General features: G+C 41.1%; 14 protein-coding genes. 9 read left to right on the top strand and 5 right to left on the bottom strand.

Annotation, left to right across the window (positions count from 1 at the left end; translation table 11 throughout):
- Window positions 1–21: 21 nt before the first annotated feature.
- Together ftsH and rsfS are read right to left on the bottom strand one after the other, a co-directional pair.
- Complete coding sequence (gene ftsH / locus V6R21_RS09555) at window positions 22–2061, bottom strand: ATP-dependent zinc metalloprotease FtsH (RefSeq protein ID WP_334243114.1); 2040 nt, start codon at window positions 2059–2061, stop codon at window positions 22–24.
- 328 nt (window positions 2062–2389) lie between these two features.
- On the bottom strand, window positions 2390–2758 hold the full coding sequence (gene rsfS, locus V6R21_RS09550) for a ribosome silencing factor (RefSeq protein ID WP_334243112.1): 369 nt from the start codon (window positions 2756–2758) through the stop codon (window positions 2390–2392).
- Window positions 2759–2975: 217 nt separating this feature from the next.
- On the opposite strand from rsfS, the gene V6R21_RS09545 reads away from it, so the two are divergent.
- The 7 genes from V6R21_RS09545 to V6R21_RS09515 all read left to right on the top strand — a co-directional run bounded on the left by V6R21_RS09545 (window position 2976) and on the right by V6R21_RS09515 (window position 9819).
- Window positions 2976–3755: a biotin--[acetyl-CoA-carboxylase] ligase gene (locus V6R21_RS09545; protein WP_334243110.1), complete on the top strand. Its 780-nt coding sequence runs from the start codon at window positions 2976–2978 to the stop codon at window positions 3753–3755.
- Window positions 3756–3815: 60 nt separating this feature from the next.
- A complete protein-coding gene (locus V6R21_RS09540) occupies window positions 3816–6053 on the top strand; it encodes a Tex family protein (protein WP_334243109.1) in 2238 nt (745 codons plus the stop codon).
- Window positions 6054–6149: 96 nt separating this feature from the next.
- The gene (locus tag V6R21_RS09535; protein WP_334243108.1) at window positions 6150–6974 is read left to right on the top strand and encodes a purine-nucleoside phosphorylase; all 825 of its coding nucleotides are present in this window, start codon (window positions 6150–6152) and stop codon (window positions 6972–6974) included.
- A gap of 388 nt (window positions 6975–7362) precedes the next feature.
- On the top strand, window positions 7363–8271 hold the full coding sequence (locus V6R21_RS09530) for a universal stress protein (RefSeq protein ID WP_334243106.1): 909 nt from the start codon (window positions 7363–7365) through the stop codon (window positions 8269–8271).
- Between the two features lie 248 nt (window positions 8272–8519).
- Window positions 8520–8927 carry an RrF2 family transcriptional regulator gene (locus tag V6R21_RS09525; protein ID WP_334243104.1) on the top strand — a complete coding sequence of 136 codons (408 nt, stop codon included), beginning with the start codon at window positions 8520–8522 and terminating at the stop codon, window positions 8925–8927.
- A gap of 113 nt (window positions 8928–9040) precedes the next feature.
- On the top strand, window positions 9041–9286 hold the full coding sequence (locus V6R21_RS09520; RefSeq protein WP_334243102.1) for a DUF2061 domain-containing protein: 246 nt from the start codon (window positions 9041–9043) through the stop codon (window positions 9284–9286).
- A gap of 71 nt (window positions 9287–9357) precedes the next feature.
- The gene (locus tag V6R21_RS09515; protein ID WP_334243101.1) at window positions 9358–9819 is read left to right on the top strand and encodes a hypothetical protein; all 462 of its coding nucleotides are present in this window, start codon (window positions 9358–9360) and stop codon (window positions 9817–9819) included.
- Window positions 9820–9892: 73 nt separating this feature from the next.
- Here the strand turns inward: V6R21_RS09515 and V6R21_RS09510 are convergent, their stop codons facing one another.
- Both V6R21_RS09510 and V6R21_RS09505 read right to left on the bottom strand, forming a co-directional pair.
- Window positions 9893–12301 carry a heavy metal translocating P-type ATPase gene (locus V6R21_RS09510; protein WP_334243099.1) on the bottom strand — a complete coding sequence of 803 codons (2409 nt, stop codon included), beginning with the start codon at window positions 12299–12301 and terminating at the stop codon, window positions 9893–9895.
- A gap of 203 nt (window positions 12302–12504) precedes the next feature.
- Complete coding sequence (locus tag V6R21_RS09505) at window positions 12505–13452, bottom strand: mechanosensitive ion channel family protein (RefSeq protein WP_334243097.1); 948 nt, start codon at window positions 13450–13452, stop codon at window positions 12505–12507.
- A gap of 193 nt (window positions 13453–13645) precedes the next feature.
- On the opposite strand from V6R21_RS09505, the gene V6R21_RS09500 reads away from it, so the two are divergent.
- Window positions 13646–14500 carry a DMT family transporter gene (locus V6R21_RS09500; protein ID WP_334243095.1) on the top strand — a complete coding sequence of 285 codons (855 nt, stop codon included), beginning with the start codon at window positions 13646–13648 and terminating at the stop codon, window positions 14498–14500.
- 345 nt (window positions 14501–14845) lie between these two features.
- On the top strand, window positions 14846–15424 hold the full coding sequence (locus V6R21_RS09495; RefSeq protein ID WP_334243092.1) for a DJ-1/PfpI family protein: 579 nt from the start codon (window positions 14846–14848) through the stop codon (window positions 15422–15424).
- Between the two features lie 170 nt (window positions 15425–15594).
- Here the strand turns inward: V6R21_RS09495 and V6R21_RS09490 are convergent, their stop codons facing one another.
- Window positions 15595–16458: an LA_2272 family surface repeat-containing protein gene (locus V6R21_RS09490; protein ID WP_334243090.1), complete on the bottom strand. Its 864-nt coding sequence runs from the start codon at window positions 16456–16458 to the stop codon at window positions 15595–15597.
- Between the last annotated feature and the right edge of the window lie 68 nt (window positions 16459–16526).

The following is a 16526-nucleotide window of genomic DNA, read 5'->3' as shown; positions in this document are numbered from 1 at the left end:
CGATAAAACAAAATTTCTCACCTATTGGTCTTCACTTTTCTCCTTTGGAGGTTGAGTTGAACCCGAACCTGTTACTACATCCGCATTTTCTGTGTCTGTAGGTTTACCCAAATCAGGAGCGTCATGATGACCTTGTGTATATTCCTGATACGTAGTTTTCGTACCGTGCGGACGCTCACCGATCAGTCTGTTAAGATCATTTTGGTAAAGAATCTCTTTGTCAAGCAGTTCTTTCGCCAAAGTCTCCAACTCTGTACGATGCTTGTTAAGCAACTCCTTGGTACGATCGTATGCCTTTTCGATCAGTTTCTTCACTTCTTCGTCAATCTTCTCAGCAGTAGCCTCAGAATAAGGTCTCGAAGAATACTCACTGCGCTGAGGGTCATAGAACGAGATATTACCGATCTCAGCGTTCATACCATAGATTGAGACCATGCTGTATGCCATCTTGGTTGTGCGCTCAAGGTCACTCAAGGCACCTGTAGAGATACGACCGAAGATAATATCCTCTGCAGCACGTCCACCCAATGTCATACAAATCTCATCAATCATTTGCTCTGTCGTGTGCAAGTACTGCTCTCTAGGCAAGTACTGTGCATATCCTAATGCTGCAATACCTCTTGGTACGATACTTACTTTCACCAATGGATCAGCATGCTCCAAGAACCATCCTGCCACAGCGTGACCAGCTTCATGGTATGCTACAATCTCTTTCTCCTCAGGAGAGATGATTTTATTCTTTTTCTCCAGACCACCAATTACACGGTCAATTGCCGCTTGGAAGTCTGCCATATCGATTTCCTTCTTGTTATTACGGGCAGCGATCAGGGCTGCTTCGTTACAAACGTTCGCAATCTCAGCACCTGCAAAACCTGGTGTCTGTGCTGCCAACTCTTTAGGCTTCAAATCTGGAGCTAGTTTCAATGGCTTCAGGTGAACCTTAAAGATTTGCTCACGACCTACAATATCAGGTTTATCTACACTGATCTGACGGTCAAAACGTCCCGGACGAAGTAGTGCTGAATCCAAAACGTCAGGTCTGTTGGTTGCTGCCAAGATAATAACACCTGAGTCTGTTCCAAAACCATCCATTTCTACTAGCAGGGAGTTCAGTGTATTTTCACGCTCATCATTTGAGCCTGGCATAGAACCTTTACCTCTTGAACGTCCAATAGCATCGATCTCATCAATAAAGATGATACAAGGCGCTTTCTCTTTTGCTTGTTTGAAAAGGTCACGTACCCTAGCAGCACCTACCCCTACAAACATCTCCACAAAGTCAGAACCTGAAAGGCTGAAGAATGGAACACTAGCCTCTCCTGCCACTGCTTTGGCAAGTAATGTTTTACCTGTACCCGGAGGGCCTACAAGCAATACGCCTTTAGGGATCTTACCACCTAGGTTTGTATATTTTGAAGGTTTTTTCAAGAAGTCTACCACTTCTTCTACCTCTTCTTTCGCTTCATCAAGACCTGCCACATCGCTGAATGTTACCTTTACACGGTTGGCATCAAACATGGTAGCACGAGACTTCCCAATGTTGAATATCTGTCCGCCAGCTCCTCCGCCAGCCATGCGGCGCATCAGGAACCAGAAGCCAAACAGCAGGATGAAAATAAAGCCCCAGCTCATAAACCAGTTACCAATATCTTCCCGGGTATCCACTTTTAGCGGAATACGTTTATCCAATGGCACACCGTCTTGGGACTTCTCCATCTTGACTTGGAAGTTTTCCGCAGAAACGATTTCAAAACCAAAGTGAGGTCCACCCCCAATGCCAAAAGGCCCTGTTCTTTCCAGCTGAGCCTTATATTTTTCTTTTTTCAGCGCTTCTTCTGTAAGCGTCACCTCCACATAACGACGGTTCACCATCGTCACTTCCTTCACGTCACCACTTTGGAACATAGACCAAAAATGGTTCTCGTCTGTAGGTAAAGTTGTACTGCCGCGATTTATCCAAGTCAGACCCAGTACCACCAATATCAGTGTAATCAGTAACCAAATCTGGTACCCTCCTTTCGGGCCTGAATTCTTCGGCGTGTTATTCTTATTCTGATTCAATGTTCAGGTATTTTTATTAGACAAAAAACTTTCAATTCAGGATGATCTACTGCTTTCAGGATAACATTTCAAATCAACATCACTCCCCTTGCGTTCAATCATTCCCCATCTATCACATTCAGACTGAGCTAAAAACCCAGTATCTGTTTGATCAAATAATCATTTACTGAGCACACTCATCCCTCTAATATAATTTATCTTAGATTGGTTTGTGACAGAATTCAGCAAAATCATTTTTAAATTAAACTAAGATTTTTGCAAAAGGATTAATATTTCTCAAAAGAATTCAACCAACATAGGTTTATTTTTCCATTTGCAAGGCTTCTTTTTAATCAACTCTGGATACAATTGCATCTCCCCAAAGGTCTTCCAAACCGAAGAAAGCTCTTTTCTTTTGTGTAAAAACATGAGCTACTACATTGATGTAATCAAGCAAAACCCATTCACTTCTTTCAAGCCCTTCTTTTCTGTAAGGATCTTCTTTTGCAAATTTCCAAGTCGATTCTTCGATTCCGTCTTTGATTGCGTCCACTTGTCTATCTGAAGTTCCGGAGCAAATCACAAAAAAGTCTGTCATTGCATTTTGTACCTTCCGAAGGTCAAGCACCACGATATCCTGGGCTTTTTTGTCCTTCATCCCGTTAACAATCAACCCCGCAAGCTCTTCAGAACTAATCCCTTTTTTTCTGTCTTCCATTAACAAGTTGATGATTTTCTCTGTTTTGTTTTACTTTTACACGCTGTTTTGATGGAAACGTATTTCCAAATGGCTTTTATAGAAAAGTCTAATCCCGGTTCGGAAGTGTTTTTCTGTTTTCGAAAGTGGATGTAAGATTGGAATGCGAAAGGTTATCTTTTTATCCGTCAAACCACCGGTTTCAGCCATTTATAATACACACAAAACTAACAAAAGATTGCATAATTTTTGTACCAACACCCTGTTTGTGGGCAAAAAAGTGGTTTATCTGCCAACATGTCTGTCTACCAACACGGAAGCTGTCAATCTTGCTGTTTCGGGTAATATTCCGGAAGGCACAGTGGTTTACACTTCCGATCAGACAGCCGGCAGAGGCCAAAGAGGGAATGGGTGGGAGTCTGCTCCTGACAAGAACCTGACACTGTCATTGGTATTGTACCCGAAGTTTTTACTCGCCAGAGAGCAGTTCAAGCTGAACATGGCGATTTCACTGGCAATTCATGACTGTATTGGACACGCTACGGGTATTTACCCTAAAGTAAAGTGGCCCAATGACATTTATGTAAAAGAGGAAAAGCTAACGGGAATACTGATCGAAAATTACCTGAAAGGTCATCACATCAATTATTCGGTAATTGGAATAGGGCTAAATGTCAACCAAGTAGATTTCTCCACACCAACTGCCACATCTATTGCCAATATGACAGGCAAGCAGTTTAACCTGTACAGGTTAATGGAAAGCCTACTGGAAAACATTGAGAAAAGGTACCTTCAGTTAAAAGCAGGAAAAGATGACTTGCTCAAAACGGAGTACCTGCAAGCTTTGTTTTGGTATCAGGAAGAACATACTTTTGCCGAAGCGTGTCCCGATGGGTCTTTCAATGAATTTACAGGTGTCATCCTCGGAGTAGATCCCCACGGAAAACTGGTTCTGAAAACCCCTTGGGGGTTTAAAGAGTACGGTTTCAAGGAAGTAAAGTTCATGATCGGGAAATAACCCTGCATCTTATTGTATAATTAGAATATAAATGTGCCATTCAAGCACTTAGAGTAATTGATGGAAAAAAACATTCAGAAGGTAGCTGAGGAGCTCAACGTCAGACCTCAGCAAGTAAATGCAACCGTGGAGTTGCTCGATGGCGGAGCTACAGTTCCCTTCATTTCAAGATACCGTAAAGAAGTAACAGGCAGCCTTGACGAGGTAGCCGTTGCGGCAATTCGTGACAGGATTGCTCAATTGCGAGATCTTGACAAACGCCGAGAATCAATACTAAAGTCTATTGAGGAGCAGGGAAAACTGACAGACGAGCTTAAAGCACAGATTGAAGCGGCTGAGACAATGAACAAGTTGGAAGACCTTTATCTTCCTTATAAGCCCAAACGTAAAACCAGGGCGTCTGTCGCTCGTGAAAAAGGACTGGAGCCTTTGGCTGACCAAATCCTTGATCAGGGCAACTTTGATATCGAAGAGATCATCAAACAGTTCATTGACGAGGAAAAAGGCGTTACAACTACTGAGGAAGCACTAGCTGGCGCAAGAGATATCATTGCTGAAAAAATCAACGAGGATCAGGAAGTAAGACAAAGTGTCAGAAACCTTTTTGAAAAGAAAGGTGAGTTCCATGCCAAGGTAATTCCGGGCAAGGAAGAAGAAGGAGCCAAGTATAAAGATTACTTCGATTGGTCAGAACCAATTGAAAAAGCACCTTCTCACCGTGTATTGGCACTCAGAAGAGCTGAAAAAGAGATGATCATTTCTTTGGACTGTTCTCCTGAAGAAGGAGATGCACTCTACCTGCTGGAAGACCGATACGTATCTGGCAGTTCAGAAGCTTCAGAACAGGTTAGGTTGGCATCTAGAGACTCTTACAAGCGTCTGCTAAAGCCTTCAATGGAAACTGAAATCCGACTTGCTACCAAGAAAAAAGCGGATGAGGAAGCCATCAGGGTATTTGCTGAAAACCTTCGTCAACTATTGCTTTCTGCTCCACTTGGACAGAAAACAGTCCTTTCTCTTGACCCTGGATTCCGTACAGGATGTAAACTGGTTTGCCTTGACAAGCAAGGAAAACTGCTTTACAACAACACCATCTACCCTAACGAGCCACAAAAAAGAACGGCTGAATCTGCTGCTGAAATCAAAGATGTTTGCAGAAAATTCAATGTAGAGGCTATTGCCATCGGTAATGGTACAGCAAGCCGTGAAACGGAAAGCTTTGTCAGAAACCTGAAGCTTGATGGTGTACAGGTAGTGGTTGTCAACGAAAGTGGTGCCTCTGTTTACTCTGCTTCTGATGTAGCCAGAGAAGAGTTTCCTGACTACGATGTAACTGTAAGAGGTGCTGTTTCTATCGGGCGCCGCCTGATGGACCCATTGGCTGAACTGGTAAAGATTGATCCTAAATCAATTGGTGTAGGACAGTACCAGCACGATGTAGACCAGTCTATGCTGAAAAATGGTCTGGATGACGTAGTGGTAAGCTGTGTAAACATGGTAGGGGTTGAAGTAAATACTGCCAGTAAAGAGCTACTGACATACGTATCAGGCTTGGGACCAACAATTGCTAAGAATATTGTAGACTTCCGTAATGAAAACGGTCCTTTCTCATCTCGTTCTGCCCTGAAAAAAGTTCCTCGCCTTGGACCAAAAGCATATGAACAAGCTGCTGGTTTCTTGCGTATCAGAGACGCCAAAAACCCTTTGGATACAAGTGCTGTGCACCCAGAGAGTTATTCAATTGTAGAGCAGATGGCTAAAGATCTTGGCTGTACGGTCAAAGAACTGATGCAGAAAGACGACTTGCGCAAGCAACTTGACTTGAAAAAATATGTAACTGATACAGTTGGTATGCCTACCCTGACCGATATCGTAAACGAATTGGCAAAACCGGGACGTGACCCTCGTGAGCAGTTTGAGGAATTCCAGTTTGCAGAAGGCGTAGAGCATATGGAAGACCTAAAGATCGGTATGACACTGCCAGGTATCGTTACCAACATCACCAATTTCGGTGCCTTTGTAGATATCGGTGTCCATCAGGATGGTCTGGTTCACTTAAGTGAAATGGCTGACCGCTTTATTCAGGACCCTAATGAAGTGGTAAAGGTTCACCAGAAAGTGGACGTTACAGTACTGGAGGTTGACATGAACCGTAAACGTATTTCACTAAGCATGAGAAACAATGCTGGCGCTCCGAAAAAAAGCGGTGGCAAGAAACCTCAAAGAAAGCAGGAGCCACAGAAAGAACAATCTATGGACGATATGCTAAGCATGCTGAAAGCGAAATTCGGAAAATAAGAAGTAGCCTATATTTAGAAGCTAGACATAACAGGAACCTTCCTCATTAATGTCTAGCTTCTTGTTTTTGTTCTAGCAGCTTAAATAAAACCAAAGATGAATAACCTAAAAGAAAAAGTAGAAGAAGCCGTTAAGTTTCTTCAGGACAAAACGAATGACTATCAGCCTCAGTTCGGAATCATTTTGGGTACAGGGCTTGGTGGACTTGTAGATGACCTTGAGATTGCCCATACCATTTCCTACGAAGACATCCCGCATTTCCCCGTTTCAACAGTGGAGTTCCACTCAGGTAAATTGATATTTGGAACCCTTTCCGGTAAAAAAGTGGTCGTTATGCAAGGCCGTTTCCATTACTATGAAGGGTATTCCATGCAAGAAGTGACTTTCCCTGTCAGGGTGCTGAAACTGCTTGGTATAGAAAAGTTATTTGTTTCGAATGCAGCAGGAGGTATCAACAACGGTTTTGAGCTAAGCGACTTAATGGTATTGGATGACCATATCAACCTTTGCTATGAAAATCCGCTTACAGGTCCCAATGTCAATGAGTGGGGAGACCGTTTCCCTGATATGTTCGAACCTTACAGCCAAAAGCTTATAGAGCAGGCATTCAAGATCAATGAGGAGAAAGGGCTTGACCTTAGAAAAGGCGTGTATGTCTCAGTGCCAGGACCAAACCTTGAGACAAAGGCTGAGTATAAGTTTCTGGGTATTATTGGAGCAGATGCTGTTGGGATGTCAACTGTCCCGGAAGTGATTGTTGCCAACCAGATGAAGTTGCCGGTCTTTGCAGTTTCTGTAATTACAGACTTGTGTTATCCGGGGAAACTGAAGCCTGTCAATATTGATGAAATTATAGCAGCTGCAAAAGCTGCCGAACCTAAACTACGAACCTTGATCGGTGCCATGATCGGGGCTCAATAAAAGCAATACCAATGGGGGAATGGAATAGCAACACAAAAACATTCCCTCATTTTTTTACACAAAAACACCCAAAACATTCAAACACTTTTTCAAAAAAACACGTTATCAAATTGAACTTTATCAAGTCATTGTAAAATTATTTCAACTATTTGTTAACATTCAGCAAATACACACATTTCACAAAAAAGTTCCCAATCCAAATTATATTAAGCCTTATTATGATTTTTAGGGTGTAATGATTAGTATCGTAGTTTGCATACTAGGTAACTTGCATACAAATCAAAGGATCTTAACAATTGATCCGGCACTTTTTTAAGAGAAATACAGTTAGTTATAATTGTAACATTTTATTATTCAATATTAAATTTTCGATGGCGTCATGTACAACATGCAGACGATCTTAGTGAGCCTTGATTTCTCCTACATGGATGAACACCTTATCCGTTACACTTTTTCTACTGCCCAAAAACAGCATACTGAAAAGGTTATACTGGTACACGCTGCAAAAGAAGGTCAACTCCAAACTGAAATGGAGTTTGAAGGCAAGATGATGCCAGCCCATGAGGCGCTCCTAGAGCAGATGAAGGCCACAGTTGCCAAGGTATTAGGCGAGACAGAATTCAGCCCTGCGATAGTTTATGAACTGATGGCAGGTGAGCCACTTATCAAGATTCTGGAAGCAAGCAAGAAGCATGCTACTGACCTGATTGTGGTTGGGAAGAAGAAAATTGGGGACGGCACAGGCAACATGTCCAAAAAGCTATCTAGAAGAGCTTTGTGTTCTGTTTTGACACTGACGGAAAAACCATCGGCTGACATGAAGAAAATTCTGATTCCAATCGATTTTTCTCAAATGTCAAAAACAGCCCTTAAAAAGGCGCTACACTATACCCGAAACACAGGAATCGAACTGACATGCCTTAATATTATTGGCTTGCCAACTGGTTACCACACTTCTGGTAAAAGACCAGAAGAATATGCCAAGATCCTGATTTCACATGCAGAAAAGCGTTTTGCGCAATTTATTGAGGACCTTGATACGGAAGGAGCAAAACTTTCTTGTCGTTTCCATTTTGATCCAACCAACTCCAAAGGAGCCAAGATCATTTTCAATATTGCCTTGGTGGAAGATGCTGACCTGATTGTAATCGGTTCGAGAGGTAAGTCTGAAATGGCCGCCAAATTCTTGGGAAGTACTACAGAAAGGCTGTTATTAAACAACCTGAGTATCCCTACTTTGGTGGTGAAAGATAGAGATCAAAAAGTAAACTTCTTTGAAGCCTTGATCAACATCTAATACGACAGCAATCTTTATAAATAAAAAAGAAAAGGGTCTGTAAGCAACAAATGATATGCTTACAGACCCTTTATTCTTATGTACAGTTCTCGCCGGATATTCAATAAAAATTATATTTTTGCTCTAATCATTTTAGGATTATGGCAATGAAACCGGGAAATAAGTGGCTTTCAACACTTTCTATTATTACTTGACTGCCCAGTCCCGAAACTGTATAAAACAGTACTAACCACTACATATCGAACGGCATGTTATCGAAAAAGACCAAGTATGCACTAAGAGCCCTGCGCTACCTGACAAGAAAATACGGTGAAGGACCAGTCCTGATCAGTGAAATTGCAGAGCATGAACATATTTCTCAGAAGTTTCTTGAAAGTATTCTGCTGGAATTGAGAAAAGGAAGAGTACTTGGCAGCAAGAAAGGAAAAGGCGGTGGATATTACCTGATCAAAGAACCCGCTTCTGTACCGTTGTCTCAGATTTTAAGAATGGTTGAAGGCCCTATAGCCCTTCTTCCTTGTGTTAGCTTGAACTATTATGAGCCTTGTGACGACTGTGAAGATGAGGAAAGCTGTACACTCAAGCGAGTGATGACAGAGGTCAGGGATGAAACGCTCAAAATACTTGAAAATAAAAGTCTGGCGGACCTTAAATAGTCCTCCAGATTTTTTTAACACTTATTACTCTATTATTTCGATAGGTTTTATATACTTTTGTTTTTATCAGTAGAATAAAATACAAATAGCTTACAATAGAAACTACTTATATAATGCTTTTAGATGCTTTATTAAAAAATAAGACGAAGATTGCCTCTAATGTAGAAGGCTCTTCGCATGCCAAGAGTGTTATCAAGTCAATTTCTTGGCGTTTAGTCGGTACCATTGACACAATGGTCATCTCCTACCTAGTCACAGGAGAACTGACAATGGCGCTCTCTATAGGGTCTGTAGAGGTAGTTTCTAAGATGCTACTTTACTACCTGCACGAAAGGGCTTGGGAGAAAGTGAAGGTCTAAAGAAATTGGTTTGGAGCTACCTTGTTTCTTTTTTTATCATTGTCATGTCTAACAGAAAATATTTAAAAAGTATGACCGAACTGAAAAACGACCTTCATGACATGATAAAGAAGCTTTGTGAGCAAGGAGATGAATTAGCTGACAATGAGAACTACTCCCAAGCTTTAGATCTCTACTGGAAAGCGTTTGATCTGGCACCTGAACCAAAGACAAACTGGGAGGCTACAACTTGGATACTAGCAGCCATTGGCGATGCCAATTTCCTGAATCAGGACTATAAAGCTGGAGTTGATAATTTAAGTAATGCCATGCATTGTCCTAATGCTATTGGCAACCCATTTCTACATTTAAGGCTAGGCCAATGCCATTTTGAAATACAAAACCTTGATAGAGCTGCCGATGAGTTAGCTAGGGCATATGCATTGGAAGGAGAAGAGGTCTTTACGGAAGATGACAGCAAGTATTTTGAATTTCTCAAAACTCGCCTCACAATTGAAGCACCTAAAAAGAAACCATGGTGGAAAATATTCTAACCTATACCAAAGATAAAGCCCCTGTAAAACAAGATCATTTTACAGGGGCTTATTTATATATAATTATATCACCTTACTTTTTCCATTTCAATGTTGAAAGCAAAGTACCCACTCCCACTACCGTAACTGAACTTAACGGCATCAGAATCGCTGCTACAATTGGTGAAAGGTTACCAGTAATTGCAAATGCCAATCCTACAATATTGTAAAGGAGTGAAAGGACAAAACCAACATATACAACCTTCAAACAAGCTCTGCCATAGCCAAAAAGCTTGCCGAATTGACTGAGCTGTTTAGCACTCAGAATTGCATCACAAGCAGGTGAAAACTGGTGCACATTTTCAGCAACTGCAACGCCAATATTTGCCTGACGCAATGCACCCGCATCATTGAGTCCATCCCCAATCATCATCACTTGCTCTCCTTTAAGTTGCAATTCCTTCACATAGTTCATCTTATCCTGTGGAGACTGATTAAAACGTAGCTCGTTTCCTTCCCCAAAGATTTCAGACAGCTTTGCTCTCTCACCTTCATTATCTCCTGAAAGCAACGATAGCTTATACTTACCCGAAAGTTGTGTAATCAGCTCCTGTACACCATTACGCAACTGCTGTTTCATCACAAACTTACCTCTGTAAAGCCCTCCAATGGACAGGTGTGCCGTCGTTACAAGTACTTCTTTCTGTGGTTTATCTTCTCGCTTCTGGCTTACAAAAGACGCCTTTCCTAATTTTATACTGACACCATCAACAAGACCGCTTATACCAGTCCCTTCCACTTCCTGAAAATCCTGTACAGTCAAATCAACTTGCGTATTCTTAAAGTAGGAATCTATTTGTTTGCTGACAGGGTGAGTCGAATAATGCACCAACGCACTAACCAGCTTCTCCTCCTCTCCCATTAATGGAGTTCCTTCAAAACTAACAGACTCATTTTCTGCTGAAGTAATGGTACCTGTCTTATCGAAAATAATATGTGTAATCCGTGAGAATCGCTCAATTGCATTGGTATCCTTTAAATAGATACCGTTTCTTGCCAAAACCCTCAGTGCATTGCCTAATGTAAAAGGTACGTTCAGTGCCAATGCGCAAGGACAAGCAATAATCAACACTGCTGTAAAGCTATTGATAGCCACCTCAACACCAGAAGACCACCAAGAAATAGCCGCTCCTGTAGCAATCAATAAAACAGCCAAAGTAAAAGCTTTACTTATCTTATTGGTCCAGTTATCAAGTCCATCATAGCGGTTCTCAGTAAAGGCGCTATCGTTCCAAAGCCTAGTTAAATAACTTTGAGACACCTCCTTGACCATTTGTAACTCGATCATTCCTCCTCGCTGCTTTCCTCCTGCATAGATCAAGTCTCCTGATGCCTTAGGAACTGGCTGTGATTCACCTGTCACAAAACTGTAATCAATGTGCGCATCACCTTTCAGTAGAATCGCATCTGCAGGTATTAGCTCCCCATTACGGATCAGCAATGTGTCATTTTCCTTCAATTTTGAGATTGGAATTGTTTCTTCCTTTCCATTCCTCATCGTTGTGACTGCAATCGGAAAATAGGATTTATAGTCACGTTCAAAACTGATATTATCAAATGTCTTTTGCTGAAACCACTTACCTACCAGCAACAAAAATATTAGTGCTGCCAGAGAGTCAAGGTACCCTGCTCCAGTGTCTGACAATATTTCATAGGTACTTCTGAGGAATAGCGCCAAAATCCCCAAGGAAATCGGCACATCAATGTTAACGGTTTTATGACTCAATGCCGACCATGCAGATTTCAGGTAATCACTGGCACCATAAAAGAATACCGGCAGAGACAAGATCAAGTTCAAGTATCCGAAAATCTCTACAAAATGCTGGTCTGCCTGATTGATCCCCAAATATTCGGGAAAGCTCAGCAGCATAATATTACCAAAACAGAATCCTGTCACACCCAACTTCACTAAAAACGCATTGGTTTGGGTAGAAGCTTTTTTCTTCTTCTGTTTCTTATCAAGGTCTTCCAGATTAATCAAAGGCTCATAGCCCAAGTTGGTCAGCAATTCCACCAACTGTCTTAGTGACAGCACATCCTCATGGAAGTTGACATACAACTCCCGTTTCATGAAATTGATTTTGGAATTGGCAATCCCCTCATGTAACTGTGGCAATTTTTCAAGTAACCACACACAAGAAGAGCAATGTACCTGAGGCAGGTAAAAGCTTATTTTGGTGATGTTTCCATCTGAAAATTCAATTAGCCTACGGCGTATCGATTCATCTTCCAAATAGGCAAACTTTTCTTTAGGTGTGCGTTTTTTCTGTTGGGTTCCAGGCTGTTCATTGATGCAGTAATAGTTCGTGAGTTCATGCTCATTCAGCAACTGATACACCATCTGACAACCATTGCAACAGAACGATTTATCTTCATAGTGGAGAATGTCCTCATCGCAGTTTTCACCACAATGATAGCAGACTTGTTGTTCCTTTATTTCCATTCCGTAATGTTCAGTTATGAGTAGCGAAGTCCCTGAAAAATTTCAGGCAGCCAACAGATTGGCTTTATCTGATTGGCTCATTAACAAATGTACTGCCTCATGTCTCGCCCAATATTGACCTCCATCATCATTTACTGATGATTGTCACAACAAAAAAGCCCTCCAATTGGAAGGCTTTTTACTATTCAAATGATATTTTGTACTTACTGAAGAACAGTTTCCTGATCACTCATGAGTTGTGGTCCAACTACACCTCCTACAGCATTACTATTTTCCTGAACAACAATGGTATGTGAGAGTATTCCCTGATCCTGCAAGAAACGCTGAAGCTTCATTCTAATATCACATTCCAGTTCCCAAGCCTTACTTGGCGATTCAGCCCATGCAGCCACCCAGCACTTGACACTTTCCTTATCCATTTTCATTATCCAGAATACAGGATCTTCATAGTCTGCAAAGTGTCTACTACTCTTGGCAATCTCAATGGCTTTCTGTTTGACCACTTCAAGGTCAGCATTATAACTCACCCAAAACTCCACATGTGTCCATTGGAAGGAGTCCTGAATGGTATAGTTTACAAACTCTTTTGCCAACATTTTATTGTTCGGGATAATATAACGTCGCCAGTTCCAAATCTTGATAACAGTATGTGTCAATGTAATGTCTTCCACAGTACCGTATTGACCATCAATCTTAAGCGTATCCCCTGTTCTGAAAGGCTGTGAAAAAGTAATTACAATACCTGAAATCAGGTTTTCAATCATGGGTCTGGCAGCAATACCAACTACCACACCTGATGAAGCTATAAAAACAGAAACAATAGTGGCTGGAAGCTTATCAAGAAAAGGCACGATAAGCATAAAAATCCACCCTAATAACATTACCAAACCAGAGAGCTTGCGGATAATGGAAAACCTGTGCTCAATACTTTCAATAGCAGCAGCTCGCAATTCCTTGTTCGGGTTATCAAGTGGAGTACTTGTCTTGATGGAGTCTGTATATTTACGATTCTGAAGCCTTTTACGGCGGCTATCCCTTGTTTTGTTAATCAGATAGCGAACCATATAAAGCAATACGGGTCCACCAATCAATACAGATACAAAATAAACCTTTTTCAGCCCGCTCATGGCTTCAATCATTCCTTCAAGCATGTTGTTCTGTTTTGTCAGTTTATGAGTTTATTGACTTACAAAGGTACAAAACACAGACAGAGATGCTAAAAATGACCTCAAAATGAATGTTTATGCCAGAGCGCACTCGTCTCATAAATCCATCTGATATCCCTATATTTGCGCTTTCGTTTCTTCAAACAGCTATCGCTCACAATCCATAACCTTACTGTCTATGTTATCAAAAGGTGTTCAATATATGTTGTTGTCGGCCTTGGTGATGACTACTATGCAAACCTGTGTAAAAGTAGTCTCTCACTTACCCGCAGCAGAAGTCGTTTTTTTCAGGGCAAGTATTTCGGTAGTCATGAGTTACATCACTCTCCGAGCTCAAAAGGTAGCCATTTGGGGCAAACCCGAAAACAGACCTATACTTTGGGCAAGAGGTGTTTTTGGCACTATCGCATTGGTAATGGTATTTGCCACATTCCAAAATATGCCACTAGCATCAGCCCTGCTCCTACATTATCTAGCTCCTATTTTCACAGCGCTACTGACAGCCATTTTCTTAAAAGAAAGACTCTATAAAGTGCAGTGGCTTTTTTTCCTAATGTGTTTTGCCGGCATATTTCTGATCAAAGGTTTTGACTCAAGAGTAAACTCTCTCTACTTTATGCTTGCTGTGGTTGGTGCACTGTTCTCTGCTGCCGCCTACACCTGTATCCGAAAACTGAAAGGAAACGAGCACCCAATTGTAATTGTATTTTATTTTCCTTTCGTCGCACTTCCTATTACAGGACTTATGACCATATTCAATTGGAAAATGCCTATTGGAGATGACTGGATTTACCTTCTGGCAATTGGCATCCTAACCCAAATTGGACAAGTGCTCCTTACCAAAGCTTATCAGGCTGAAGAAGCTGCCAAAGTTGCAAGCGTCAACTACACTGGCATTATCTATGGGCTAGCATTCGGCTTTCTTTTCTTTGGAGAAACATATGACTGGATGGTTTATATAGGAATGGCTTTGGTAATTGTTGGTGTACTGTTGAATGTTACCTTCAAAAAACTGTTCAAGATTGGTAGGTAGTTTCTTTACACCATTCTTTAATCATAAATCGGCATCCAAAGGATGTCGATTTTATATTTATGACTAAATCAGGAATGTATTTAGCATACAAAAACCATTATTGCCCCTCCCTTCTTTAAACACATAAATATGGAAGTATAAAAAATAATTTGTGAGTCATGAATCAATATACAACACCTTCATAATAGGTAGTTTCCAACAGACTTTATTGTCATTCTATTTCATTTGTTATCACAAAAATAACTAAATTCAATCTGAGGATTTTACTATCCTCTTTCACCAATTGAGCAGAAAATTTTCTGTAAAACCAAAACCCAATCATTCACTTAAACACCTCATTAAACCATGCAAAAGAAGATCCTTTTCCTAACTGGTGACTATGCTGAAGATTACGAAACAATGGTTCCTTTCCAGATGATGCTTATGGTAGGTCATGAGATCCATGCTGTTTGCCCAGGCAAAAAGGAAGGCGATACCATTGCCACAGCCATTCATGATTTCGAAAGTGAACAAACTTACTCGGAGAAAAGAGGACATAACTTCCGACTGAATGCCACCTTTGACAAGGTCAATCCTACTGATTACGATGCTTTAATGATAGCGGGTGGACGTGCTCCTGAATACTTGCGTCTCTATCCTGAGGTTATCAAGGCTGTAAAACACTTTGCCGAAAGTGACAAACCTATTGCAGCTGTCTGTCACGGTATCCAAATTCTGACAGCAGCTGATGTGGTAAGGGGCAAAAAGCTGACTGCTTACCCTGCTGTTGGACCCGAAGTTACCTTGGCTGGAGGAGAGTTTATTGAAGTTGAGCCTACTGAAGCGGTTACAGATGGCAAGTTGGTCACTTCACCTGCGTGGCCCGGACACCCAAAATGGGTCAAATCATTTTTGGATATTTTGGGAACCAAGATAGAGTTGTAAACCAAAAAAAGAGACACTTCAAAAAGTGTCTCTTTTTGTTTTATAACTTTCCGAACCTTAGGCCTACCTGATACCCTAACCAAATTTTCACGTTTGTTCCACCTGATGATGTCTCATTAAACAGGATATTGGTTTTGGTCAATTCCGGTCTGGCTATGGCATACTCCTCATCAGCATATAGATGAGAAACAAATACATTCAAGGAGGGGCTGAGCTATAGACATCCAAGGGAAAACTCGAATATCAACACCTAGATTAAGCCTTGAAAGTAAGTTCAGATCATCTGTCCAAACTTCATCTTCATTGATTTGGTAAGCCATTCCTTCCAGAAAAATTTTATTCTTTTTACCCATTCGAAATTGCGTTCCAAATCCATACCCCACACCATAGCGGTCATAACCATCCTCACTCTTAAACCCTAAAGAGAATAAATTATAAAACCCATCAGCGCCCAATCGGTAAGTTACTTCTCCTGAAAAAACTTCCGTACTACCAACTTCAAAAGCATTATACCCACTTTTTATAAAACTAAGTAGCCCTATTGGAGCACCTTTAATGGAATCCGCAATATTAATCAACCCAAACTGAACTCCTTTAACTGTTGTCCCATGGTTAACCACCCCTATTTGAATACCATTTAGCTCCTCTCTGGCTACATTGACACCTCCTATCTGGGCGCCTTTCCCCTCTGCATTTAGAATGTTAACACCTCCTGCTAACTGCGCCCCTTTCAATTCATTTCCTGTATAGTTAAATACCCCTGCAAATTGAACACCTTCTGTTTTTCCTAAAATCACATTTCCCACGCCCCCTAATTCCATTCCTTTCAAACCTCCCGTTTTTCCAAAAAACATATTGAAAGAATACGAATGTGTTGTCGTCAAGGGATCCAAATCGAGCAAATTATCAGTAGACAAAGGTGGCAAAATAGTTGCCTGTGCTACACGATAATTTTTAGTTGAATCCTGCTGAGCCCAAGCGGCTCCCAATGTGAAAATAAAAAGTAATGACAGTGATATTAAGAATCTTTTCATTGCAAAAATATTGTTTGGTTAAAATGTTAATGTCATTTTTGAAAACAGTTTTTACCCTTTACACATAC

Source organism: Limibacter armeniacum, from assembly GCF_036880985.1.
In the GTDB taxonomy this organism is placed as follows: domain Bacteria; phylum Bacteroidota; class Bacteroidia; order Cytophagales; family Flammeovirgaceae; genus Limibacter; species Limibacter armeniacum.
The sequence above is the reverse complement of the archived record's forward strand: the minus strand, read 5'-3'. Positions and strand labels throughout refer to the sequence as shown.

Bases quoted from the DNA above. Each gene is read 5' to 3' on its own strand.
- V6R21_RS09520 (WP_334243102.1), top strand. From the start codon at position 9,041: ATGCTTTTAGATGCTTTATTAAAAAATAAGACGAAGATTGCCTCTAAT.
- V6R21_RS09530 (WP_334243106.1), top strand. From the start codon at position 7,363: ATGCAGACGATCTTAGTGAGCCTTGATTTCTCCTACATGGATGAACAC.
- V6R21_RS09525 (WP_334243104.1), top strand. From the start codon at position 8,520: ATGTTATCGAAAAAGACCAAGTATGCACTAAGAGCCCTGCGCTACCTG.
- V6R21_RS09505 (WP_334243097.1), bottom strand. From the start codon at position 13,452: ATGCTTGAAGGAATGATTGAAGCCATGAGCGGGCTGAAAAAGGTTTAT.
- V6R21_RS09495 (WP_334243092.1), top strand. From the start codon at position 14,846: ATGCAAAAGAAGATCCTTTTCCTAACTGGTGACTATGCTGAAGATTAC.
- V6R21_RS09510 (WP_334243099.1), bottom strand. From the start codon at position 12,301: ATGGAAATAAAGGAACAACAAGTCTGCTATCATTGTGGTGAAAACTGC.
- rsfS (WP_334243112.1), bottom strand. From the start codon at position 2,758: ATGGAAGACAGAAAAAAAGGGATTAGTTCTGAAGAGCTTGCGGGGTTG.
- V6R21_RS09500 (WP_334243095.1), top strand. From the start codon at position 13,646: ATGTTATCAAAAGGTGTTCAATATATGTTGTTGTCGGCCTTGGTGATG.
- V6R21_RS09515 (WP_334243101.1), top strand. From the start codon at position 9,358: ATGACCGAACTGAAAAACGACCTTCATGACATGATAAAGAAGCTTTGT.
- V6R21_RS09535 (WP_334243108.1), top strand. From the start codon at position 6,150: ATGAATAACCTAAAAGAAAAAGTAGAAGAAGCCGTTAAGTTTCTTCAG.
- V6R21_RS09490 (WP_334243090.1), bottom strand. From the start codon at position 16,458: ATGAAAAGATTCTTAATATCACTGTCATTACTTTTTATTTTCACATTG.
- V6R21_RS09540 (WP_334243109.1), top strand. From the start codon at position 3,816: ATGGAAAAAAACATTCAGAAGGTAGCTGAGGAGCTCAACGTCAGACCT.